We start from the raw sequence: 24,462 nt of genomic DNA on the forward strand, positions 1-24,462 counted from the left end.
AATGAGCGCATGCTCAAGTGGGAGTACGCGCTGCTGGTCCGCCGCCGCCAGGCCGCCGCCACCGACGCCGGGTGGGAGGTCGTCTTCATCTGGTACGGCCCGGACGGCTCCATGATCGACGTGACGCCGTACGGCGACACCGCGCTGGCCCACCTGAACCGGGCCGGTGACCAGGGCTGGGAACTGGTCGCGATGAGCGAGGACCCGTCGCTGCCGGGCAACAACGAGTTGCACCGCTACCACCTCAAGCGCCCGAAGGCAGCGGCCGCCCAGCCGCGCCAGCGCATGCGAGGCTCCCGCACAGTCCGCCGAACCCTCTCCCCCTGACTCGCCTTCCTCTCTCCCCTCCCGCCGCTGATCTTGCAGTGACGGCCCTCGCCTGCCCCTTTCGCGAGCTTGGTCCGGGCCACAACTCCATGATCGACGAGGCGCAGCCCAGACCCCCGCCATCGCCGCGCACAACCCGACCCGAGACCGGCGGTGATCAAGGAGTTTGGGTCCATCCACGCCCGAGTCGCGGGAGATCTTGGAAGGAAAGTGCCCCCATAGGGGCCGAAATCTTCCAAGATCTCAGGCACACGCCGGTGGTCGGACGGAGGGCTGGGGCGCGATTGGGCGGGCGGGGCCGACGCGGGCGGGGCGCGGTTGAGCGGGGGGCCGGGGTGGACGGGGGCGGGCTGGCGGGGTATATCGGGGCGAATCGGGGGTAACGGGCCGCCGGAGGTGGCGCATGGTGGCGATGGGGCAGACCGCGCTCTCGGGTGAGCGACTCCGGCAGACCGACGGCTTCCTCGCCGAGGCGTGGGCCGACATGGTCCGGCACGACGAGCGGCTGCGCGGAACAGCGGTCGAGGTGCGCTTCGACCGGGGGGTGGCGCACCTGACCGGCGAGGTCGCCGACCTGGAGCAGCTACGGCTGGTACGGGAGCTGATCGGCCGGCTGTCCGGCGTACTCGGGGTCTGGTGCCGGGTCACAGTGGCCGGGCGGGCGCCGGTGGTGGTCGACCTGGGCTGCGGCGCGACCAAGCAGTGGCCGGGCAACCTGGGGCTGGACATCTACCCGGCGCCGGGCGTGAACGCGGTCGCCAACCTGGCCGGCTCGCTGCCGCTGCGCGACGACTCGGTGGACGTGTTCTTCGCGGTGCACATCGTCGAGCACCTGATCGACTTCCTGCCGCTGTTCGACGAGTGCCACCGGGTGCTGCGGCCCGGCGGGGTGCTGCACGTGATGAGCCCCTGGTGGCGGCACGTCAACGCGGTGGCCGACCCGACGCACGTACGCCTGCTCGACGTGCAGACGTTCAAGGGCATCTGCGGTCAGCGCCCACCCGGTACGCCGCGCTGGTATCCGCTGCACGTCGGCTGCGACGGCGCCTCGATCTTCGCCGACCTGACCCCCCTGCCGCCGGACGCCCCCGCCCCACCCCCGTCCCACCTGGCCCGCTTCTTCGACTGACCCTCGCCGACCACCCCCAGGACCACCCCCAGGACCACCCCGTCGATCATGAAGTTGGCGGCACTCAAGGAGATCGACTTCGCCGTCAACTTCATGATCGACGGGGACGAGAACGCGGGTTAGGCGGACTCGCGCAGGGCCAGGTGGTGGGGGGCCACCAGTTCGCGCGGTGGGGAGTCGCGGTCGGGGCCCAGGCGACCCGCCAGGAGCTCTACCGCGAGGCGGGCGATGCGTTCCTTGTCGGGGGCGACAGTGGTCAGCGTCGGGATCGAGAAGCGGCCGTCCTCGATGTCGTCGAAGCCGGCCACCGCGACGTCCTCGGGCACGCGCAGGCCCATCTCGTGCAGGGCACGCAGCGCGCCGAGCGCGAGCGTGTCGTTGAAGCAGAAGACGGCGTCGGGGCGTACCCCCGTGGTGAGCAGGTGCCGCATGGCGGCGGCGCCGTCCGCGCGGTGCCAGGCCGGCGCGGGCGCCACCAGGCGCTCGTCGTACGCGATGCCGGCCTCGGCCAGCGCGGCGGTGTAGCCGGCCAGGCGGAGGCGGGCGCTCGCGCCCTCGGGGGTCCGCCGGGAGCCGATCGCGGCGATCCGGCGGCGGCCGAGCCCGAGCAGGTGGGCGGTGATCTCGCGGGCGGCGGCCACGTTGTCGATCATGACGTGGTCGGCAGGGCCGTGGTCGACGCGTTCGCCGAGCAGCACCACGGGCAGGCCGGCCAGCGCGGCGAGGTCGTCGGCGGTGAGCGCGAGCGGGCTCAGGATCAGGCCGTCGATCATGTGGTCGCCGATCCCGCTGGCGGCCTTGCGCTCCCGCTCGGAGCGACCACCGGTCTGGTCGATCAGGACCGTCCAACCGTGGTCGGCGGCGGCGGTGACGACGTGCCGGGCCAGCTCGGCGAAGTAGGGGATGTCCAGTTCGGGTACGGCCAGCGCGATCACCCCGGTGCGGCCCTTGCGCAGGTTGCGAGCAGAAAGGTTGGGCCGGTAGTTGAGCGCGGCGATGGCCTCCTCGACGCGGGCCCGGGTGTCGGCGCGCACGTGCTGGTAGCCGTTGACGACGTTGGAGACGGTCTTCACCGACACTCCGGCGCGCTCCGCGACGTCCTTGAGCCTGTGCCGCACTGCACTTCCTTCCGGTGAACGCTGGCCGCACTGTACCGCGCCACGGCGACGCAACTGCCTCTTTACACGGGCGCTTACAACGTTGTACAAACCACTGACAACGGAGTGACAGCGGTCACCCGAACCAGCAGCGAGGGAGAGGTTGCCATCGTGCCGAACGCGCAGCTCACGATCGATCCGGCGTTCCGGGTCGCGCCAGCGGATCGCCGGATCTTCGGCTCCTTCGTCGAGCACATGGGCCGCTGCGTCTACGGCGGGGTGTACGAACCGGGCCACCCCACAGCCGACCGGCGAGGGCTGCGGCGCGACGTGCTGGACCTGACCCGTGAGCTGGGCGTCTCCGTGGTCCGCTACCCGGGCGGCAACTTCGTCTCCAGCTACCGCTGGGAGGACGGCATCGGCCCGGTCGGTGACCGCCCGCGCCGGCTCGACCTGGCCTGGAAGACCGTCGAGACAAACGAGTTCGGGCTCGACGAGTTCATGACCTGGGCGGCCGAGGCCGGGATCGAGCCGATGATGGCGGTCAACCTCGGCACCCGCGGCGTGACCGAGGCGCTCGATCTGCTGGAGTACACAAACCACCCGGGCGGCACCCAGATGTCCGACCGGCGCCGCAAGCACGGCGCCGAGCAGCCGTACGGGGTGCGGCTGTGGTGCCTCGGCAACGAGATGGACGGGCCGTGGCAGGTCGGGCACAAGACCGCCGACGAGTACGGCCGCCTCGCCGCCGAGACCGCCCGCGCGATGAAGATGATCGACCCCTCGATCAGCCTGGTCGCCTGCGGCAGCTCCGGCCGGGGCATGCCCACGTTCGCCGCGTGGGAGGCGACGGTGCTGGAGCACACCTACGAGCACGTCGACTACATCTCCGCCCACACCTACTACGACCCCTCCGACGGCGACCGGGCCAGCCTGCTCGCCTCCGCCGTCGACATGGACGCCTTCATCACCGAGGTCGTCGCCACCGCCGATTACGTGGGCGCCAAGCTGCGGCAGAAGCGCAAGCTGAAGATCTCCTTCGACGAGTGGAACGTCTGGTACCAGTCCCGCCTCCAGTCCGACCTGGACCGGCGTGGCTGGGTCGAGGCGCCGGCGCTGATCGAGGACGACTACACCGCGATCGACGCGGTGGTGGTGGGCGACCTGCTGATCACCCTGCTCCGGCACGCCGACCGCATCGGCGTGGCGTGCCAGGCGCAGCTCGCCAACGTGATCGCCCCGATCCGTACCCGCAACGGCGGTCCGGCGTGGCGGCAGAGCATCTTCCACCCGTTCGCGCTGACCGCCCGGTACGCCCGCGGCACCGTGCTGCGGACCGAGCCCACCGGCCCCACCTACGAGACCCGGCGGTACGGCGACGTGCCCGCGCTGGACACCGTCGCCGTGCACGACGAGGAGACCGGCGCGCTGGCCGTCTTCGCGGTCAACCGCAGCTCGCAGGACGTCCCGCTCGACCTGGACCTGCGCGGCCTGCCCGGCCTGCGAGCCGAGGCACACACCACAGTGGCGGCCGGAACCGACCCGGACGCCACGAACACCGAGGCGGACCCGGAGCGGGTCACACCCCGGGACCTCACCACTCCCGCTGTCGACGGCGGCCGGGTCTCCGTGCTGCTGCCGGCCACCTCCTGGAACCTGCTGCGCTTCGTGCCGGCGCCGTGACACGTCATCCAGGGCGTCTCCCGCAGCGGAAGGGGTGAGCGGGTAAGGAAGGGCCCCTTGTTAACGCCTCCGGTAGCAGAAAGGCCCCTTCTTAACGCCAGGCGTTAAGAAGGGGCCCTTCTTCGGGTGCCCGCCTCAGGGGGTGGGGGCGGGCTCGGGGGTGTCCGAGTGCTCGCGACGGGCGAGCCGGTTCTTGCGGTGGCCGTACCCGAAGTAGATGACCGCGCCGATCAGCATCCAGGCGAGGAACCGCAGCCACGTCTCCACCGACAGGTTCAGGCTCAGGTAGAGGCACGCCAGCGCGGTGAGGATCGGCAGCACGGGCGAGAACGGCACCTTGAACGGCCGTTCCAGGTCGGGGCGGCGCTTGCGCAGGATCGGCACCGCGATCGCGACCAGCGTGAACGCGCAGAGCGCGCCGATGCTGACCAGGTCGGCAAGCGCGGACAGCGGAAGGAACCCGGCGAGCAGCGCCACCGCGATCGTCATGATCCCGGCGATCCGGTACGGCGTACCCCAGCGCGGGTGCACCTTCGCGATGGCGGGCGGGATGAGCCCGTCCCGGGCGATGGCGAAGCCGATCCGGCCCATCGCCACCAGGTCGACCAGGATCACGCTGGTGAGCCCGGCGACGGCGGCGATGGAGACGAGCACCGCGGCCCAGCCGGCGCCGACCGCCCGGAACGCGGACGCGATCGGCGCGCCCTCGTCGATCTCGGTGTACTTGACCATGCCGACCACGACCAGCGAGACGCCGATGTAGAGCACCGTCGAGATGAGCAGCGTGCCGAGCAGACCCAGCGGCAGGTCCCGCTTGGGCTTGCGGGTCTCCTCACCCAGGTTCGCCACGGCCTCGAACCCGGTGTACGCGAAGAACACCACGGCGGCGGCGGTGAGCACCCCGACGAAGCCGAAGACGGAGGGCTCCAGCCCGAAGATGGCCTGGGTGACCGGTTGCTTGATGCCGTCGTCCCCGGCCCCGGCCGGCTCGGCGGACGGGATGAACGGGCTGAGGTTGGCCGCCTTGACGAAGAACAGCCCGGCGATGATGACGAAGGCGCAGATCGCCACCTTGACCAGCACCAGCAGGTTGGTGACCCGGGCCGACTCGCGGATGCCGACGATGGCGACCACACCGAGCACCAGCACGATGCCGATCGCGCCGAGGTTGACGACGCTGCCCTCTTCGGCGAACCAGGCGCTGGGCAGGCCGAACAGGTCGGCGAGGTAGCCGGACCAGCCGCGGGCCACCACCGCCGCGCCGAGCGCGAACTCCAGCAGCAGGTCCCAGCCGATGATCCAGGCGACGATCTCGCCCATCGTCGCGTACGCGTAGGTGTAGGCGCTGCCGGCGGTCGGCACGCTGCTGGCGAGTTCGGCGTAGCAGAGCGCGGCGAGCAGCGCGACCAGGCCGGCGATGCCGAACGAGATCACCACGCCGGGCCCGGCGCTGTTGCGCGCCTCGACGCCGGTGAGCGTGAAGATGCCGGTGCCGATCACGATGCCGATGCCGAAGCCCATCAGGTCGACCGCGCCGAGCCGGCGCCGCAGGCCCGGTTTGCCGTCCTCGCCGTCGGCGTCGCCCTGGGCGAGCACGTCGCCGATCGGCTTGGTCCGCAGGACCGACATCTGATCACCTCCCCCGCCGTGTGGCCGCCACGGTGGCGGTCTGTGACCGGGCTAGCTACCCAGCCGTTTTCCGCTCCAATCCCGCACCGCAGGTCTCGGAATCGTCACGATCCGGCCGAGTCGGACGGCGCGGGACATCGATCACCGGTCGGGGTCTTGCGCCGGGCACGGATAGATGAAAGTTTTCTACCGGCGGCATGGATGGCACGGCGAATCTTGCCGTACGCTCCGCCGCCGACCGTCCCCCCGGACCCGACGAAGGGACCGCACCGCATGAAGGCAACTCGGCTCGGAGCCGCCGCGCTGGCCGCGGCGCTGCTCGGCACGCTGGTCGCCGGCACGCCGGCGCAGGCCGCCCCCGGCGACACCGGCACCGCCACTTCCCCCTCCACCGACTGCGTCACCGATCCGGCCACCCCCAAGCGCCAGTTCCGGGCCATGTGGATCGCCTCGGTGACGAACATCGACTGGCCCAGCAAGGACTCCTGGACCGCGCCGGACCAGGTGGCCAAGCAGAAGGCCGAATACCTGGCCTGGCTCGACCTGGCCCGCAAGCTCAACCACAACGCCGTCGTGGTCCAGGTCCGCCCGACCGCCGACGCGTTCTGGCCCTCGCCGTACGAGCCGTGGTCGGAGTACCTGACCGGCGTACGCGGCAAGAACCCCGGCTGGGACCCGCTGGCCTTCCTGGTCGCCGAGTCGCACAAGCGCAACCTGGAGTTCCACGCCTGGTTCAACCCGTACCGCGTCTCCATGCCCGCCCCCGGCGGCGCCGGCGCCGACCTGTCGCAACTGGCCCCGGACAGCCCGGCCCGCCAGCACCCCGACTGGGTCTTCGCCTACCCGCCGGCCGGCGTCGCCGGCAGCCGGCTCTACTACAACCCCGGCGTCCCCGAGGTCCGCGAGTTCGTCCAGACCGCGATGATGGACGCGGTCAAGCGGTACGACATCGACGGCGTGCACTTCGACGACTACTTCTACCCGTACCCGAGCGGCACCCACCAGGTGCCCGACGACGCCACGTTCGCGGCGTACAACAGGGGCTTCACCGACAAGGCCGACTGGCGGCGGGACAACATCAACCTGCTGATCCAGGAGATGAACGCCAAGATCAAGGCGGTCAAGCCGCATGTGAAGTTCGGCGTCAGCCCGTTCGGCATCTGGCGCAACGCGTCAGCCGACCCGAACGGCTCGGACACCACCGGCTCGCAGTCGTACGACATCATCTCCGCCGACTCCCGCAAGTGGGTCAAGGAGGAGTGGATCGACTACATCGTGCCGCAGCTCTACTGGTACATCGGCCAGTACCCGGCCGCCGACTACGCCCGGCTGGTGCCGTGGTGGGCCGAGCAGGTGCGCGGCACGCGGGTGCAGCTCTACATCGGCCAAGCCGACTACAAGAGCGGAGACCCGGCGTACGGGTCGTTCTGGATGAACCCGCAGGAGCTGTCGAACCACCTGACGCTCAACCGGTCGTACCCGGAGGTGCTCGGCAACGTGCACTTCTCCGCGGTGCAGGTCCGGGCGAACCGGCTCGGCGCCACCGACATCTACGCCGCCGAGCACTACTCCCGCCCGGCGCTGGTGCCCACCATGACGCACCTGCCGCGCAAGCCGCTGCTGTTCCCGGTGGTCACCAAGGCCCAGCGGGAGGCGGACGGGGTACGCCTGAGCTGGCGGCAGCCGGCCGACGGCAAGGGCCCGCTCGGCACCGCCGCGTCGTACGCGATCTACCGGTTCGACGGGCACGGCCTGGCCGGGCGCTGCGACTTCGCGGACGCCTCGCACCTGGTCGGCACCGTCCGGGCCACCGATGGCGCCGTGCAGTCCTGGGTGGACACCACGGCGGCCGACGGCGCCCGGTACACGTACTACGTGACCGCGCTGGACCGGCTGGCGAACGAGAGCCCGGCGAGCCCGCCGCGCTTCGTCCGCTGATCCACCCCGGATGCCCCCGGGCCGCCTCGCCGGCCCGGGGGCATTCGTCTGTTCAGGCGGATGTCAGCGAGCCGTTCCCCGAGGCATCGCCCCAGCTCACCGATTTGATCGACACTTGTCGACATCCGGAGATCCCGGCCACCACCCCCCGGAGGTTCCCGTGTCCCGTCGACTCGCCACCACCCTCGCCGCCGGCGCGCTCGCCCTGCTCACGCTGCTCGGCCTGGCGACACCGGCCGCCGCCGCGGTGAGCACCCAGCAGAAGCTGTCCGTCCTGACCAGTTGGACGCAGACCAGCGCGTCCAGCTACAACGCCTGGAACAGCGCCCGGCAGAACCGGGCGCCCTGGACCGAGTACGGCTTCGACTGGTCCACCGACTACTGCTCGTCCAGCCCGGACAACCCGGTCGGGTTCAACTTCAAGCTCTCCTGCTACCGGCACGACTTCGGCTACCGCAACCACAAGGCGATGGGCGTCTTCTCGTCCAGCAAGTCCCGCCTGGACAGCGCCTTCTACGCCGACCTGAAGCGGGTCTGCGCCACGTACAACGCGGTGGTCCGGCCCGCCTGCTACAGCCTCGCCTGGACGTACTACCAGGCGGTGAGCGTCTTCGGCTCGGTCGCCGCCGTGTCGCAGGCCGACCTCGACCGCGCCGCCCGGATGAAGGCCGACGCCCAGCGCCGCGCCGCCGCCCTCACCTGACGCACCGCGCCGGGGAGTCCGCCGCCCGGCGGGCTCCCCGCCGCGCTCAGCCGGCTGTGCTGCGTGGCTCGAACGCCGGCCAGGAACCCGGCGGCCGCGCGCCGAACCGGGGCGAGTCGGCGGCCAGGTCCGGGTGCTCGACGTGCAGCGCCAGCGCCGCCACCTCGTCCAGCCGCAGCCCCGTCCCGGCCCCGTAGGCGGCGTCGAACGCCTCGTCGCCGAGCACCCGCCGCAGTTCCGCCTGCCGGGCCGACCAGTACGGGCCGTATATCCCCGGCGTGGCCCGCAGGTTCGCCCGGGTGGCCTGCGCCGCCCCGAACAGCCGGGCCGCCGCCAGCGCGTCCCCGGCGAGCGCGCAGCGCACCGCTATCGCGTTTATCGTGTCGCAGGCCCGGCCCAGGTAGCCGTGGCTCATCCGGGACCGCAACGCCACCAGCAGGTGCTCGTGCGCGGCGACCAGATCACCCCGGGCCAGGGCCACCATGCCGAGCAGCATGTCCACCGACCGGCCGCCCCGCTCGGCCGGCCGGGCCGCCTCGACCGGACGGGCCGCGGCGAGCAGGTCGGCCGCCTCGTCCAGCGCACCCCGGCGCCAGAGCAGCTCGGCGAGGTTGTAGACGGCCAGCAGCGCGTCCCCCACCACGTCCTGCGCGTACGCCCAGTCGATCACCTCGCGGCAGATCCGCTCCGCCTCGGCGAACTGCCCCATGTCGACGAGCGGCGCCGCGCGCCCGGCCAGCACCCGGGCCAGCAGCCCCCGGTCACCGGACTGCCGGGCGGCCGCCTCGGCCCGCTGCGAGTACCGCAGCTCCTCGCCGAACTCGCCGTCCGCGCCCGCGTGCAGCGAGTGCATGTGATACGCGGCCGCCAGTTCGGCGTCCGGCATCGGCTCGCCGGTCTCGGCGAGCCGGCCGTAGAGCCGGAACAGCCAGAGCCGCCCCTCCCGGGCCAGGCCGCGCTCCCGCCACCACTGATCCAGGTCACCGGCGAGCGACAGGCCCGACCGGGCGCTGCCGCCGGTGGCACACCAGCGCAACGCGGCCCGCAACTCGTTGGCCAGCGGGTCGAGCGCGTACAGGGAGAGCGTCACCGGGCGGCCGTCCGGGCCCAGGTGCGCCCGGTCCAGCGCGTGCCGGCACCAGGCGACGTGCCGGTCCCGGGCGCTCTGCTCCTCGCCGGCCTCGACCAGCCGCCGCGCGGCGTACGCCCGGATCGGGTCGAGCATCCGGTAGGTGCTGCCGGAGGCGTGCGGCTCGGCCAGCACCATCGACTTGTCCACGAGCACCGAGAGCGGGTCGAGCGGATCCTCGTCGAGCAGCCACTGCACGGTCGGCAGGTCCACCGGCCCGGCGAACACCGCCATCCAGCGCAGCAGCCGCGCCGAGCGCGCGCCGAGCGTCCGGTACGACCAGGTCACAGTGGCCTGGATGGTCAGGTGCCGCTCGCTCGCCGACCGCTGCACCGCTCGTGTCGCCGGGGTGGGCGGTGCAGCGCCGGTAGCGGCGGCCACCAGGTCCACCGTGTCCTGCTGGTTGCCGCTCCAGCCCGCCTCCACCGGTGGCGGTTCCGCCGTCTCCCGCCCGGCGTCGAGCGTGCCCAGCATGTCGTCCAGCCGCTCGGCCAGCTGCCCGGCCGAGAGCACCCTCAGCCGGGCGGCGGCAAGCTCTATAGCCAGCGGCAACCCGTCCAGGCGGCGTACCACCCGGTGCAGGTCGGCCTGCTCGGCCGGCTCCGGCGCCCGGCCGCCGCGGGCCACTGCGGTACGGTCCAGCAACAGCGCCACCGCGTCGCTCCCACCACCGTCGGGGCCCTCGTCCACCGACAGCGGCGGTATCCGCCACACCACTTCGCCGGGTACGCCGAACGACTCCCGGCTGGTCGCCAGCACCCGCACACCCCGGCCACCGGCGAGCAGCCGGCCGATCACCTCGGCCGACGCGGCGGTCTGGGCGTCGCAGGTGTCGAGCAGCACGAGCATCCGGCGCGGCGCCGCGTACTCGACGAGGGTGTCGACCATCGGCCGGCCGGGCTCCGGGCGCAGGCCGAGCACGGCGGCGATCTCGAACGCCACCAGTCCCGGGTCGGTCACCGCGGCGATGTCGACGAACCAGACGCCGTCCGGGTAGTCCTCGACTATCCCGGAGGCCAGCTCCACCGCCAGCCGCGTCTTGCCGGCGCCGCCCGCGCCGAGCACCGTCACCAGGCGGTACGCCTCGACCAGCCGCCCCAGCTCGGCGCGCTCGGCCTGCCGGCCGACGAACGAGGTGACCTGGGTGGGCAGGTTGTGCGCCGTCGCGTCGGCGGTACGGGGACGCGGGAACCGCCGCTCCAACCCGGGCGCGACGAGCTGGAACAGCCGCTCCCGGTCGTCGAAGCCGCGCAGCCGGTGCAGTCCGAGGTCCAGCAGGGACACCCCGTCCGGCAGCGGGTCGGCGTGCCGGGCGGTGGCGGCCGAGCAGAGCACCTGCCCGCCGTGCGCGGCGGCGGCCACCCGGGCGGCCCGGTGCACCTCGGGGCTGGCGTACTCGCCGTCGCGGGGCTCGGCGTAGCCGGTGTGCAGTCCCATCCGTACCCGGGGGGTGGCGTCCGGGTTGGGCCACTCGTGCCCGGCGAGCGCGCGCTGCGCGGTCAGGCAGGCGCGGACCGCGGCGGCGGCGTCGGGGAACGCGAGGAAGAACGAGTCCCCCTCGGTCAGCAGCTCGGCTCCGTCGGTGCCGGCCAGGGTGTCGCGCAGCAGCCGCCGGTGCTCGTGCAGGACCGGGCGGTAGACCGGGCCGAGCATCCGGGCCAGCCGCGTCGAGCCCTCGATGTCGGTGAACACGAAGGTCACCCACCCGCTGGGGAGGTGGTGTCCTTGCGACATACGTCGAACCTCCGCCCGGTGACGTCGGGTTCATGCTGCCCTATGGTCGTGCCGTCACGCATCGTGAGAACGGCTGGGCAGATTCCGCCCCAAGGTGCCAAAAGATCACACCGGCGGCAAGACCCCGATCGACCCGCGGGACGGAAGGCGGAAAGTCAGCAGCCGCAGGAGCCGCCGCAGCAACCACCGCCGCTGGGAATCCCACCACTCGGGGCGGAGCCGCCCCGTCCGGTGACGGCCACCGTGGACAGCAGTTTCACCGTGTCGGCGTGGCCCTGCGGGCAGGCGGCCGGCTGCGCGGCCTCGGCCATCGGACGGCTGACCTCGAAGGTGTCGCCGCAGGCGCGGCAACGGAACTCGTACCGGGGCATGTCCCAAGCGTACGGCCGGGCCTGACGTCGCCACCCGGATGGGTGATACTCGACGGGTGGTGGACGGCGAACGGCGAGCGACGGCCCGGCCCCTGCGACCCGCCGCGCCACCCGACGGCGGCACCCCGGCCGTCCCGCGGCCCCGCCGATCCGGCGCCGAGTCGGTCGGGAAGCCGCAGATCAAGCCGGACGCCGAGCCCGACGCGGACGCCGAGCCCGATGAGAAGCCGCAGCCAGAACCGGGCGCGAAGGCAGACGCCGAGCCCGGGTCGGGCGGGGACGAGCAGCCGGATTCCGCACCGGGGACGAAGGCCGAGGCGGCGGCCGAGAGCGGCGGGCGGCGTCGGCGGATGCCGTTCGCGCACGCCGTCCGGACGCGCCCGAGGCAGCTCGTCGTCGGCGCCGCCCGGGGCACCCGTGCCTGGTCCCGGCGGCCCGGCGGGCGCACCACGCTGCCCGCGCTGTTCCTGCTCGCCCTGGTCGCCGCCGCCGCCACCGCCGGTGCGGTGGTCGTGCCGGCGGCGGTCGACCGGCCGGAGACGGTCGCCGAGGCCACGCCGTCGCAGAGCGTGCCGCAGACCGCGGCGGCGCCCGCCACGCCGCCGTTGCCGGAACTGACCGGCCTGCCCGGCACCGCCGCGCCCACCGGCACGCCGCTGCCCGGTGCGACCACCGCCCCGGTGCTGCCCGCCGGGCGCCCGGCCGACGCGCTCACCGGCTGGGCGCAGCGGGTCAGCGCGGTGACCGGCGTCCCCGTGATGGCGCTCCAGGCGTACGCGTACGCCGAACTGGTGCTCGCCCAGACCAACCGTGGGTGCCAGCTGAGCTGGACCACGCTGGCCGCCATCGGGTACGTCGAGTCGCGCCACGGCGCGGCGAACGGCGCCACGCTGCAGGCCGACGGCCGGGCCCTGCCGGAGATCAGGGGAGAGCCGCTCGACGGGCAGGGCGGCCGGTCCCGCATCCTCGACACCGACCAGGGGCTGCTCGACGGCGACCGGGTCCACGACCGGGCGCTCGGACCGATGCAGTTCATCCCCACCACCTGGCAGGAGATCGGCGCGGACGCGGACGGCGACGGGGTGAAGAACCCGCACGACATCGACGACGCGGCGCTGGCCGCCGGGCTCTACCTGTGCAAGGGCGGCCGGAACATGACCATCCCGGGTGACTGGTGGGGCGCCATCCTGTCCTACAACGATGTGCGTCGGTACGCCCAGGCCGTCTTCGACAAGGCCGACGAGTACGGCAGGCTCAGCCGCAACGTGAGGTGACGGCTCGCGTACATTCGCGGACTGAACCCTTCCCCCCGGCTGCCGTTGACGGCAAGCTAGACGGGTGATGGTGCGCGAGTGGGATCCCAGGACCGCGTCGTCCGCCGAGATCGCGTCCCTGCTGGACACGCTGAACGCGGTCCTGGCGGCCGATCTGCCGCAGGACCCGCCTTGGCGGGAGAGCTCCATGCGGGAGTATCTGTCCGAGGTGATGCCCGGCGAGCGGCGGATCTCGTGGGTCGCGCAGGACGACGCCGCCCCGGACGGCACGCCCGGCGCGATCCTCGGGCATGTGCACGTGCTGCTGCTCGGCGGCATCGGCGTGCTCGAGGTGCTGGTGCACCCGGCAGTCCGGCGCAGCGGGATCGGCCGTGAGCTGGTGCGGGTGGCCGCCCGCCGGGTCTGGGACGAGGGCTTCCAGTCGATCGGCGTGGAGGTGGTCGGCGACACCCCGGCCGTGGGGTTCTACGAGTCGCTGGGCTTCACCCGCGACTACGTGGAGACCCGCAGCGTGCTCGACCTGCGCTCGGTGGACTGGCCGGCGCTCACCGAGATGGCCGCCGAGGTCGGCGCGGGCTACCGCGTGGAGTTCTGGCCGGGTGGCCCGCCGGACGAACTGATCGAGGCGTACGCGCGGGCCAAGGCCGAGGTGCGCGACTCCGACGACGTGGAGCTGCGGCCCAGCTCCTACGACCCGGACCGGCTGCGCGACAGCCTCGCCACGCTGCACCGGCGCGGCATGAAGCCGTACATCGTGCTGGCGTTGCACGAGCAGACCGGCGAGGTGGCCGGATTGACCGAGGTGGTGGTGCCGGCGCAGCACCCGACCCGGGCCGACCAGTACGACACGATCGTCGTCCACGACCACCGCGGCTACGGCATCGACCGGGCCATCAAGGCGCGGATGCTGCTGGAGCTGCGCTCGGCCGAGCCCGAGGTGGCCGAGGTGCAGACCTGGAACGCGCAGGACAACGAGTCGATGCTGAAGGTCAACGCCGAGCTGGGCTACCGCCCCGACCGCGACTGGTGCGAATACGGTGTGGACGTCGCCGAACTGGTGCACCGGCTGGACAGTCACCGCTGACCGTTCACCGCCCGGCCATCGAAGGGCTGGACGGTGTACCCACGAGAGCCTTAACGTTCGTTAGTTCCTGTCCACCCATCGTGGAGGCCCCATGCGCCCGCGCCGCACCCTCGCCGCGCTCGCGACCACCGCCGCCGTCACCCTCACGGCGATCGCTGTCGCACCCACCGCGGCCAGCGCCGCGCCCACCGACCTCTTCATCTCGGAGTACGTCGAGGGATCGTCGAACAACAAGGCCGTCGAGCTGTACAACGGCACCGGCGCCCCGATCGACCTGGCCGCCGGCGGCTACCAGCTCCAGCTCTTCTTCAACGGCGCCACCACCTCGACCAACGTGGCCCTCACCGGGACCGTCGCCGCCGGTGACGTGTTCGTCTTCGCCGCCGCGGCGGCCGCGCCGGCGATCCTCGCCCAGGCCGACCAGACGTACTCCGGTTCGCTGTTCAACGGCGACGACGCCATAGTGCTGCGCAAGGGCGGCACGGTGGTCGACTCCCTCGGCCAGGTCGGCGTCGACCCGGGCACCGAGTGGGGCAGCGGGCTGACCAGCACCGCCGACAACACGCTGCGTCGCCTGCCCTCGGTGACCGCCGGCGACACCGACCCGGCGGACCCGTTCGATCCGGCCGCGCAGTGGGCCGGCTTCGCCACCGACACGTTCGACGGGCTGGGCAGCCACACCGTCGGCGGCGGCGGACCGGTCGACCAGCCGGCCACCCTGAACTGCGGCGGCGCGCTGACGCTGTCGGCGGGCGCCACCGCGACCCGCGAGGTGACCGCTACCGACGCCGACGACACGATCACCGACCTGGTGGTCACCTCGGTCGTGCCGGTGCCGGCGAGCGGCTCGATCAGCCGTACCGCGTTCACCCCGGCGACCGCCGACGGCGGCACGGCCACCGCGACGCTGACCGCCACCGGCCTGCCTGCGGGTGGCTACGCGGTCACCGTGACCTCCACCGACACCGACGGCGACAGCGCCACCTGCACGCTCACCGTGCAGGCCACCAGCGTGCTGTCGATCGGCGAGGTGCAGGGCCGCACCGCCGGCGACGAGGACGGTCGCACCGACCGGTCGCCGCTCGCGCCGGCCAGCGGCAACGGCACCAGCTCCACGCTGTACGACGTACGCGGCGTCATCACCGGCATGTCGCTGACCCGCAGCTCGGCCGGGGCCGACCAGTGGGGCTTCTACCTCCAGAGCCGGCTCGGCAGCGAGGACGGCGACCCGCTGACCTCCGACGGCCTGTTCGTCTTCATGGGCTCGTTCACCACGCTGATCGGCGGGTACGCCCCGACCGTCGGCGACGAGGTCGTGCTGCGCGGCCGGGTCTCCGAGTACTTCAACCAGACCCAGCTCTCCGGCGCCTCGCTGGTCCGCAAGCTGGACTCCGGCCTCGACGTGGACACCGCCGTCCGGGTCGACGACGCGGTCCCGCCGGCCGAGGCGGCCGCCGCCGACCTGTTCTGGGAGCGGCACGAGGGCGAGCGGATGCGGGTACGCGCCGGCAGCGGCGTGTCCGCGCCCCGGCACATCTACTCCTCCACCGCCGACTCCGAGATCTACGTACTGGACCGCGAGGACCCGATCATGAAGCGGTCCGACCCGTACGCCCGCCGGGTGTTCCGGGACGCGCACCCGCTCGACGACATCCCCGGCACGCTGTTCGACAACGGCAACAACCAGCGCATCCTGCTGGGTGCGGGCGGCGTGAAGGCGACCGCCGGTGACTCCCGGGCGCTGCTGCCCGAGGCGCGCACGTTCGACACGCTCACCGAGGACGCCTACGGCTCCGTCTCGTACGCCTTCAGCAAGTACAGCGTGCAGCCCGAGCAGCTCACCCTGACCGGTGGCGCCGACCCGGCCGCGAACCACCCGCCGCAGCCGGCCGACCGCGGCAGCGAGGTAGCGATCGCCACCTACAACGTGGAGAACCTGTACGACTACCGGGACGACCCGTTCGACGGCTGCGACTTCGCCGGCAACACCGGCTGCCCCGGCGTCAGCCCGCCGTTCGACTACGTGCCGGCGAGCCCGGAGGCGTACGCCGCCAAGCTCGCAGTGCAGGCCCGGCAGATCGTCCAGTCGCTGCACAGCCCGGATCTGATCCTGGTGCAGGAGGCCGAGGACCAGGACATCTGCTCGGTGGTCGACGGCGGGCTCGCCTGCGGCGACACCGACAACGCCGACGGCGCGCCGGACACCGTGCAGGAGCTGGCGCTCGCCATCGCGGCGAACGGCGGCCCGGCGTACGCCGCCGCGTACGACCGGACCGGCGCGGACGCCCGGGGCATCGCCTCGGCGTTCCTCTACCGCACCGACCGGCTGACGCTGGCCGAGGCGACCGCCGCGGACCCGCTGCTGGGCTCCGCCCCGACGGTCCAGTACCGCTCGGCGGCGCTGCCGTCCAACGCCGACGTGCAGAACCCCAAGGCGCTCAACGCGGTGCTGCCGGCCGACGTGGACCGGTCGACCGGGGTGGACGGCAGCAACGTCTACACCCGCGCGGCGCAGGTGGTCCGGTTCACTGTGAAGGCCGGTCCCGGGTCGAGCGAGCGGTTCACGCTCTGGGCGGTCGCCAACCACTTCTCGTCCGGGCCGGACAGCCGGGTCGGGCAGCGCCGTGAGCAGGCCGCGTACGGTGCGGCAATCGTGCAGGCGGTCGAGGCGAGCGATCCGAACGCCCGCGTGGTGTACGGCGGCGACCTGAACGTCTTCCCCCGCCCGGACGACCCGATCGCCACCGCCCAGAACCCGACGCCGTCGGACCAGCTCGCCCCGCTGTACGAGGCCGGGCTGCACAACCTCTGGGACGACCTGGTGAAGGACGCGCCCGCGTCGGCGTACTCGTACACCTTCAGCGGCCAGGCGCAGACGCTGGACAACCTGTTCGTGAACGACCCGATGCACGACGACCTGGTGCAGGTACGGACGGCGCACATCAACGCCGACTACCCGACCGACGCGCCGGAGCTGGGCGACCGGGGTGCCAGCGACCACGACCCGCAGGTGGCCCGGTTCCGGTCGCGCGCCTCGCTGCGGGTCACGGACACCTCGGTCACCGAGGGCGACAAGGGCACCAGCACGATGACGTTCACCGTCACCGTGTCCCGCCCGCTGTCCGAGCCGGCCCTGATCTGCGCCACCACCTACGGCACCACCGCCCAGGCCGGGTCGGACTACGACCCGTACGTGGGCTGCCGGGTGCTGGCCGCGGGCCGGACCTCGCTGACGTTCCCGGTCACCGTGCGCGGCGACCGTAAGCGCGAGGCGGACGAGAAGCTCACGCTGTACGTGGCCGGCGTGCCGGGCCTGCGGCTGGCCGACCCGTCCGGCGTCGGGACGATCCTGAACGACGACTGAGCGGTGTGCCGCGCGGCGGCCGTCGATCCCCTCATGGGCGGATCGGCGGGCCGCCGCGGTATCCGCACCGTTGCGGGTCGGGCGGGGGCGGCACGCTCCGGTACTTGGCCACCCGCACCTCCCACTGGCTGCGGCGGCGCAGCCAGTCCCGGACCTCCCGGTTGCGGTAGAACGTCTCCGGCGGGCGGGCCAGCCCGTACCGGTCGGCCCACCACTCCCCCGGCTCGGGGTCGGTGACGATGTCGAGGTGGGACGGGTACCGCCGCTCCGCGCCGTCGCGCAGGTCGGCCCGGTCACGCATCGGCTTGAGCACCCGGCCGGCCTCGTCGACGACCACGAGCCGGAAGCCGGCCGTGCCGACGATGCGCGACAGCATGGCCAGGCTCGGCGTCAGCGTCCCCGCCTCGATACGCCCGATCGTGCTCGGATGCACCCGGGCGAACCGGGCCAGCTCACGCTGGCTGGTATCGGCCCGGCGACGCACCGCCCGGACGATCCCCGGCGCCGGGAACGGCACGTCGAACGGCTCGGTGAGCAGCGCCGGCCCGCCGTCCGCCGCCGCCGAGGCGGGCGCGCCGGATGCGGTGGGCACGCCAGGTGCGCCGGGCGCGGTGGGCGCGGTGGGCACGCCAGGTGCGCCGGGCGCGGTGGGCGCGGTGGGCGCGGTGGGCGCGGTGGGCGCCTCCGGCTCGGTGTCGGCGATGTCTGTCACGCCGCCCACGGTCCCGTCTCCCGCACCGACCGGGCAACCCCGCTCCCCGCCCTTGTGGAAAACCCGGGATGCGACGTCCAACTCGCATGGCAGCGACCGCCAGCACACACACAGAGTGACTCTTACGCAGAGTTACTGGCTGCCACCAGAGCGAGCGACCCGGCCGCGGCATAAAAGCGACTTAAGCGGACACAAGCCTCGCGATCGCGGCGGCAAGGATAACTACCTCGGCACACTTTGCTCTGCAGCCACCGACGCAGCGCTCACGATTCGTGACAGTTGCGCCAATGGCTGCAGAGCAAAGTCGGCGAGGGGGGAAGTGTCCCGCCAGCCGAAAGAATACGCTGAGTGACCGCCTTGGGCTGTGGACAACGTGCGGCGACCACAACGAGGAGGGCGAAACCGGAGGATGGCGAGCCGAGCCCTGCCGCCGCACGTGGCGGCAGCAGACGGACCACCCGGCCGAGCAGTGGTCAGTAACGCTCGCGCAGCAACTGGGCGGCCTCGACGGCCCAGTAGGTGAGGATGATCTGGGCGCCGGCCCGGCGGATCGAGGTGAGCGTCTCCAGCATCACCCGCTCCCTGTCGATCCAGCCGTTCGCGGCGGCGGCCTCGACCATCGCGTACTCGCCGGAGACCTGGTAGGCGGCGACCGGGACGTTCACCGCGTCCCGGACCGCCGACACCACGTCGAGGTAGGGCAGCGCCGGCTTGACCATCACCATGTCGGCGCCCTCGGCCACGTCCAGCTCGACCTCGCGCAGCGACTCGCGCAGGTTCGCCGGGTCCTGCTGGTAGGTGCACCGGTCCCCCTCCAGCGCCGACTCCACGGCGTCGCGGAACGGGCCGAAGAAGGCGGAGGCGTACTTCACCGCGTACGCAAGCACCGAGACGTCCTGGTGCCCGGCGGCGTCCAGCGCCTTGCGGACCACACCGACCTGGCCGTCCATCATCCCGGACGGCCCGACCACGTGGACCCCGGCGGCGGCCTGGGCCACCGCCATGTCGGCGTACGCGGCGAGCGTGGCGTCGTTGTCGACCCCACCGTCCGGGGTGAGCAGACCGCAGTGCCCGTGCGAGGTGAACTCGTCCAGGCACAGGTCGCTCATCACGACAGTCGAGTCACCGACCTCGGCGATCACGTCCCGGATCGCCGTGTTGAGCACGCCGGCCGGGTCGATGCCGCCGGAGCCGGTCTCGTCCCGCGTCTCGGGCACCCCGAACAGCATGATCCCGCCGACCCCGGCCTGGACCGCCTCCGCCGCGGCCTTGCGCAGCGAGTCCCGGGAGTGCTGGAGCACCCCCGGGAGCGACGCGATGGCCCGCGGCTCGGTCAGGCCCTCCTTGACGAACATCGGCACGACCAGCTCGGCCGGGTCGACGCGGGTCTCGGAGACCAGCCGCCGCACGGCCGCGTTGCGGCGCAGCCGGCGGGGCCGGATCTCGGGGTACGGCATGACGGGGCCTCCTGTCAGCGGAACCGCAGGGCGGTCGGGCCCTGCACCTTGGAGCCCCGGCGCTGCTTCGCCGGCATGGCGGCGAGCTTCTCCCGCAGCTCGACGGCGTAGGCGGCGAGCGCCTCCACCAGGTCGGGTACCGAGGCGTGCGGCGGCTGCACGTCGACGCGCAGGCCGAACTCGGTGGCGGTCTCCGCCGTCTTGGGCCCGATCACTGCAACAACGGTCCGGGCGTGCGGCTTCCCGGCGATACCGACGAGGTTCCGCACCGTGGACGACGAGGTGAACAGCACCGCGTCGAACCCGCCCGACTTGATCGCGTCGCGGATCTCGGCGGGCGGCGGCGCCGCCCGCACGGTCCGGTACGCGGTCACGTCGTCGACCTCCCAGCCGCGCTCGGTGAGCCCGGCGGCAAGCGTCTCGGTGGCGATGTCGGCGCGCGGCAGCAGCACCCGGCCCACCGGGTCGAGGATCTCGTCGTGCGGCGAGAACTCGGCCAGCAGGCCCTCGGAGGACTGCTCCCCGGAGGGGATCAGCTCGGGCTGGATGCCGAAGGCGCGGACGGCTTCGGCGGTGGCGTCACCGATGCAGGCGATCTTCACGCCGCCGAAGTGGCGGGCGTCCAGACCGTGCTCGGCGAACTTCTCCCACACCGCCCGGACCGCGTTCACCGAGGTGAAGATGACCCAGGCGTACCGGCCGTCGACCAGGCCCTTCACGGCCCGCTCCATCTGCGCCGGGGTACGCGGCGGTTCGACCGCGATGGTCGGCACCTCGCACGGGATCGCCCCGTACGCGCGCAGCCGTGCGCTCATCACGCCGGCCTGCTCCTTGGTGCGGGGCACCAGCACCTTCCAGCCGTACAGCGGGCGGTTCTCCCACCAGCTCAGCTTGTCGCGGTCGGTGACTGCGGCGCCGACGGTGAGCACCACCCGGCCGGTGAAGCCGAGCGCCGCCGCGACGAAGGAGTCCACGCTCGACGTGGTGGTGTACTGCGTCTCGCCGGTGCCGTCGCCGGTCACCCCGACCGCTGTGGTGCCGTCGACCCCGGCGGCCAGCAGGCCGTCCCGGACGGCGGCCAGGTCACCGGCGTCCACGGCGAGCGCCAGCGAACCCCGCCCGACGGCGGTGGCGAGCGCCTCGAAGTCCAGCGCGGTGACGTCCTCGACGTCGGCGGCGGTGCGTACGCCCGGCAGCGGGACACCCGCGTAGGTGGCCACGCCCTCGGCCTGGCCGACGCCCGGCACCACCTCGAAGTGCGCGGCGGTACGCGCGACCGCCTGCACCTCCTTGACCACCGAGTCGTGGCCGAACGGGTCACCGGAGACGAGGTGCACGGCGTTCTGCCCGGCCCGGGCCGCGGAGATCAGCACCTTCGCCACGTCCCCCGGTACGCCCTCGGCGGGGCTGAACTCGGCGTCCGGCCGGGCCTGGGCGCGGACGTGCGCCAGGAGCGACTCGGGTACGCCCCGGTCGTAGACCACCTGGTCGGCGTCGACCAGGGCGTCCAGCGCCCGGCGGGTCAGCAGGCCCGGGTCGCCGGGTCCGGCCCCGACGAAGGCGATCTGGCCTACGGGCTTACGGGTGCGGGTCATTCTGTGCTCCCAAGTTGCTGGGTCCCCGGGCCGGCCTGTGCGTCCTGGCCGAGGATCGAGTCGGCGCCGAGTTCGAGGAGTTCGGCGGCGAGTGCCTTGCCGATCTCCGCCGCGTCGGCGGGCGTTCCGGTGCGGGACAGCCGGAGGTCACGCGAACCGTCCGGGCTGATCACCGCACCGCGCAGGTAGATCTCCTGATTGACGTCGCCCTCGTCGGTGGGCTCGCCTTCGGCGAGGACGGCGTACGCGGCCACGGGTGCGCTGCACCCTGCCTCCAGGGTGGCCAGCAGCGCCCGTTCCGCGGTGATCGCGGCACGGGACGGCGCGTGGTCGAGCAGCGCGAGCAGCTCGATCACGTCCTGGTCGTCGGCCCGGCACTCGACGGCCAGCGCACCCTGGGCGGGCGCGGGCAGCATGAGCATCGGGTCGAGCGTCTCGGTGATGACGTCGGCGCGGCCGATCCGGTTGAGCCCGGCGCGGGCGAGCACGACGGCGTCGAGGTCGGCGTCCGGGCCGAGCACCCGGCCGAGCCGGGTGTCGATGTTGCCTCGGATCGGGGTGACCTCCAACTGCATACCCAGCGCGTGCAGCTGGGCGATCCGGCGCAGCGCGCCGGTGCCGACGATGGCGCCGGGCGGCAGCTCGGCGAGCGTACGGCCGTTCGTCGCCACCAGCGCGTCACGCGGGTCCTGCCGGGGCGGTACGGCCGCGACGTGCAGGCCGGGCGCCGCCGCGGTGGGCAGGTCCTTGTACGAGTGGACGGCGAAGTCGATCTCGCGGGCGGTCAGCGCGTCGCGCAGCGCGGACACGAACACGCCGACGCCGAGCCGCTGCACCGGGGCGGTGGACCGGTCGCCGGCGGTCACCACCTCGACCAGCTCGACCGGCCGGCCGGTGGCCGCGGTGAGGGCCTCGGCGACGTGGCCGGACTGGGCCATCGCCAGGGCGCTGCCCCGGGTACCGAGGCGAAGGGGGGCGGTCATCGCGCACCTCCGGTGGGCGGGACGTCGGCGGCGTCGAACGACGGCCGGCCGTCGAGGTCGGTGGCGACCACATCGGGGACGGTGTCGACCGGGGACGTCTGCGGGACGTCCAGGTCGAACAGTTCGCGCAGCAGCGCCGCGTACTGGTCACCGCCGGGCTCGGCGGCGAGCTGGCGGACCCGTACGGTCGGCTGGTGCAGCAGGCGCTGCACGACCCGGTGCACGGTGCGGGCGACCTCGGCGCGCTGGTCGTCGCTTAGGTCGGGGCGGCGCTGGCCGAGCCGGCGCAGCTCGGCGCTGACGACGTCCTCGGCCCGGCCGCGCAGGGCGGCCACCGTCGGCGCGACGTCGGCGCCGCGCAGCCAGCTCAGGAACGCCTCGACCTCACCGGTGACGATCCGGGCCACCTCGGCGGCGTCGGCGGCGGCCGGTCCGTCGGCGAGGACGGCGGCCATCCGGTCGATGTCGATCACCTCGACGCCGGGCAGCTCGTCGACGCCGGGCTCGACGTCGCGCGGGACGGCCAGGTCCAGCAGGACCAGCGGGCCGCGGCCGGCGTCCCGGCGGGCCAGCGCCCGGGTCACCACGTCGCGGGTGAGCACCGGCTCGGTGGCGGCGGTGGCGGCGACCACGACGTCGACGGCGGCGAGCGCGGTGATCAGCTCGGCCATCGGTACGGCGGACGCGCCGTACGACTCGGCGAGCCGGACGGCACGGGCGGCGCCCCGGTTGGTCACGGTGAGCGGGCCGGCGCCCAGCCGGGACAGCGTGGCTACGCCCAGCGACCCCATCGCGCCGGCGCCGACCACCATGGCGGGCCGGCCGGCCAGGTCGCCGTCGAGCAGCTCGGCGGCGAGGTCGAGGGCGGCGGTGACGACGCTCTGCCCGGCCCGGTCGATGTCGGTCTCGGCGTGTGCGCGCTTGCCGACCCGCAGCGCCTGCTGCATCAGCTCGTGCAGCAGGCGACCGGCCGAGTCGGCGCCACCGGCGGAGTGGTACGCGTCGCGGAGCTGGCCGAGGATCTGCGCCTCGCCCACCACCATCGAGTCGAGACCGGCGGCCACCCGGAAGACGTGGTCCACGGCGGCGGCGTCGTAGTGCACGTAGAGGTGCGGTGCGAGCGCCGCGGGCTGGCAGCCGGCCTGGTCGGCGAGGACCGCGCAGATGTCGCCGAGTCCGCCGTGGAACCCGGAGACGGCGGCGTAGACCTCCACCCGGTTGCAGGTGGAGACCAGGACGGCCTCGGCGACGTACGGCTGGGCGATCAGGCGATCCAGCGTGCGGGTGAGGTCGGCGGGCGGGACGGCCAGCTGTTCCAGGGTGGCGACCGGGGCGGTGCGGTAGGACGCGCCGACGACGAGCAGTTTCACGTGCCGATCGCCTCCTGGGTGTCGGTTGCCGCGAGTCCGCCGGGCAGGGCGGTGAGGGCGGACCCGCCGGTGGCGGGGAGCGCGGTCAGCGATGCCTTGCGGTGCTCGTGGAAGGACAGGATCTGCAGCTCGATGGCGAGGTCGACCTTGCGCACGTCGACCCCGTCCGGAACCGAGAGTACGCACGGCGCGAAGTTGAGGATGCTCGTCACGCCGACGGCGACCAACTGGTCGGCGACCGCCTGGGCGGCCGGGGCGGGCGTGGCGATGACGCCGATCGAGATCGACTCCTCGGCGACGATCCGGGGCAGCTCGTCGACGTGCCGTACGACCAGGCCGTTGATCACTTCGCCGACGCGGGACCGGTCGGCGTCGACGAGCGCGGCGATGCGGAATCCGCGGTTGGCGAAACCGTCGTAGCCGGCCAGGGCGTGACCGAGATTACCCACGCCGACGAGCGCGACGGCGCGGCACTGGGTGAGCCCGAGCACCGAGGAGATCTGGTCGACGAGCAGCGCGACGTCGTAGCCGACGCCGCGGGTGCCGTACGAGCCGAGGTGGGACAGGTCCTTGCGGAGCTTCGCGGAGTTGACGCCCGCGGCGTTCGCCAGGCCCTCGCTGGACACCGTCTCATGCCCGGCGTCGGCGAGTGCGTGCAGCGCACGCAGGTATTCCGGGAGCCGGGACACGGTCGCCTCGGGCAGCTCCGGAAGTGCCGGTACGGCACCGGTGCGACCGGGCGCGCCTGGTTGACGGTGCTGGCTCATGAGACTCCGTGCGGTGCGATCCTCGACCAGCGACGGGGGCCGGTCGTTTCGGGACTCCCGCTGGCGACCGAGATTGCCGGCTGTGCTAGCAGGGCGCGTCGGAACTACAGAGTAGG

The 24,462-nt window shown here is 73.1% G+C and carries 18 protein-coding genes; 8 read left to right on the top strand and 10 right to left on the bottom strand.

Features of this window, described 5'->3' with window-relative positions; all coding sequences use genetic code 11:
• Positions 1 to 9: 9 nt before the first annotated feature.
• Positions 10 to 327 carry a hypothetical protein gene (locus O7611_RS25500; RefSeq protein WP_013288728.1) on the top strand — a complete coding sequence of 106 codons (318 nt, stop codon included), beginning with the start codon at positions 10 to 12 and terminating at the stop codon, positions 325 to 327.
• Positions 328 to 730: 403 nt separating this feature from the next.
• Positions 731 to 1,456: a methyltransferase domain-containing protein gene (locus O7611_RS25505; RefSeq protein WP_269697701.1), complete on the top strand. Its 726-nt coding sequence runs from the start codon at positions 731 to 733 to the stop codon at positions 1,454 to 1,456.
• 119 nt (positions 1,457 to 1,575) lie between these two features.
• On the opposite strand, the gene O7611_RS25510 is transcribed toward O7611_RS25505, so the two are convergent.
• Entirely contained in the window at positions 1,576 to 2,574 is a 999-nt protein-coding gene (locus O7611_RS25510; protein ID WP_194801499.1) for a LacI family DNA-binding transcriptional regulator, read from the bottom strand.
• Between the two features lie 150 nt (positions 2,575 to 2,724).
• On the opposite strand from O7611_RS25510, the gene arfA reads away from it, so the two are divergent.
• Positions 2,725 to 4,236 (top strand): arabinosylfuranosidase ArfA, encoded by a 1,512-nt coding sequence (arfA, locus tag O7611_RS25515; protein ID WP_269697702.1) that lies wholly within the window; start codon positions 2,725 to 2,727, stop codon positions 4,234 to 4,236.
• Between the two features lie 135 nt (positions 4,237 to 4,371).
• Here the strand turns inward: arfA and O7611_RS25520 are convergent, their stop codons facing one another.
• Positions 4,372 to 5,865 carry an amino acid permease gene (locus O7611_RS25520; RefSeq protein ID WP_269697703.1) on the bottom strand — a complete coding sequence of 498 codons (1,494 nt, stop codon included), beginning with the start codon at positions 5,863 to 5,865 and terminating at the stop codon, positions 4,372 to 4,374.
• 273 nt (positions 5,866 to 6,138) lie between these two features.
• Here O7611_RS25520 and O7611_RS25525 point away from each other — a divergent pair, with 273 nt between their 5' ends.
• On the top strand, positions 6,139 to 7,803 hold the full coding sequence (locus O7611_RS25525; RefSeq protein WP_194801502.1) for a glycoside hydrolase family 10 protein: 1,665 nt from the start codon (positions 6,139 to 6,141) through the stop codon (positions 7,801 to 7,803).
• Positions 7,804 to 7,963: 160 nt separating this feature from the next.
• Positions 7,964 to 8,506 (top strand): phospholipase, encoded by a 543-nt coding sequence (locus O7611_RS25530; protein ID WP_194801503.1) that lies wholly within the window; start codon positions 7,964 to 7,966, stop codon positions 8,504 to 8,506.
• A gap of 46 nt (positions 8,507 to 8,552) precedes the next feature.
• On the opposite strand, the gene O7611_RS25535 is transcribed toward O7611_RS25530, so the two are convergent.
• Entirely contained in the window at positions 8,553 to 11,369 is a 2,817-nt protein-coding gene (locus O7611_RS25535; RefSeq protein WP_269697704.1) for an ATP-binding protein, read from the bottom strand.
• 155 nt (positions 11,370 to 11,524) lie between these two features.
• Positions 11,525 to 11,740: an FmdB family zinc ribbon protein gene (locus O7611_RS25540; RefSeq protein WP_194801505.1), complete on the bottom strand. Its 216-nt coding sequence runs from the start codon at positions 11,738 to 11,740 to the stop codon at positions 11,525 to 11,527.
• 56 nt (positions 11,741 to 11,796) lie between these two features.
• Here O7611_RS25540 and O7611_RS25545 point away from each other — a divergent pair, with 56 nt between their 5' ends.
• From O7611_RS25545 to O7611_RS25555, 3 genes are all read left to right on the top strand, one after another.
• Positions 11,797 to 13,014, top strand: coding sequence for a lytic transglycosylase domain-containing protein (locus O7611_RS25545; protein ID WP_269697705.1), 1,218 nt, complete (start codon positions 11,797 to 11,799; stop codon positions 13,012 to 13,014).
• 67 nt (positions 13,015 to 13,081) lie between these two features.
• The gene (locus O7611_RS25550) at positions 13,082 to 14,098 is read left to right on the top strand and encodes a GNAT family N-acetyltransferase (protein ID WP_194801543.1); all 1,017 of its coding nucleotides are present in this window, start codon (positions 13,082 to 13,084) and stop codon (positions 14,096 to 14,098) included.
• Between the two features lie 91 nt (positions 14,099 to 14,189).
• The gene (locus tag O7611_RS25555) at positions 14,190 to 17,462 is read left to right on the top strand and encodes a lamin tail domain-containing protein (protein ID WP_269697706.1); all 3,273 of its coding nucleotides are present in this window, start codon (positions 14,190 to 14,192) and stop codon (positions 17,460 to 17,462) included.
• 31 nt (positions 17,463 to 17,493) lie between these two features.
• Here O7611_RS25555 and O7611_RS25560 read toward each other — a convergent pair whose 3' ends face one another.
• The 6 genes from O7611_RS25560 to O7611_RS25585 form a co-directional block, all read right to left on the bottom strand.
• The gene (locus tag O7611_RS25560; RefSeq protein WP_269697707.1) at positions 17,494 to 18,174 is read right to left on the bottom strand and encodes a helix-turn-helix domain-containing protein; all 681 of its coding nucleotides are present in this window, start codon (positions 18,172 to 18,174) and stop codon (positions 17,494 to 17,496) included.
• Between the two features lie 473 nt (positions 18,175 to 18,647).
• On the bottom strand, positions 18,648 to 19,631 hold the full coding sequence (hemB, locus tag O7611_RS25565) for a porphobilinogen synthase (RefSeq protein WP_269697708.1): 984 nt from the start codon (positions 19,629 to 19,631) through the stop codon (positions 18,648 to 18,650).
• Between the two features lie 14 nt (positions 19,632 to 19,645).
• Complete coding sequence (locus O7611_RS25570) at positions 19,646 to 21,226, bottom strand: uroporphyrinogen-III synthase (RefSeq protein ID WP_194801510.1); 1,581 nt, start codon at positions 21,224 to 21,226, stop codon at positions 19,646 to 19,648.
• Positions 21,223 to 22,209 (bottom strand): hydroxymethylbilane synthase, encoded by a 987-nt coding sequence (gene hemC / locus O7611_RS25575; RefSeq protein WP_194801511.1) that lies wholly within the window; start codon positions 22,207 to 22,209, stop codon positions 21,223 to 21,225. The genes O7611_RS25570 and hemC overlap by 4 nt, the downstream gene beginning before the upstream one ends.
• Positions 22,206 to 23,579, bottom strand: a complete 1,374-nt coding sequence (locus tag O7611_RS25580) for a glutamyl-tRNA reductase (protein ID WP_194801512.1) — start codon at positions 23,577 to 23,579, stop codon at positions 22,206 to 22,208. The genes hemC and O7611_RS25580 overlap by 4 nt, the downstream gene beginning before the upstream one ends.
• Complete coding sequence (locus O7611_RS25585) at positions 23,576 to 24,346, bottom strand: redox-sensing transcriptional repressor Rex (RefSeq protein WP_194801513.1); 771 nt, start codon at positions 24,344 to 24,346, stop codon at positions 23,576 to 23,578. Before O7611_RS25585 ends, O7611_RS25580 begins: the two co-directional genes overlap by 4 nt.
• Positions 24,347 to 24,462 lie beyond the last annotated feature (116 nt).

The organism is Micromonospora sp. WMMC273 (assembly GCF_027460285.1).
Taxonomy (GTDB): domain Bacteria; phylum Actinomycetota; class Actinomycetes; order Mycobacteriales; family Micromonosporaceae; genus Micromonospora; species Micromonospora aurantiaca.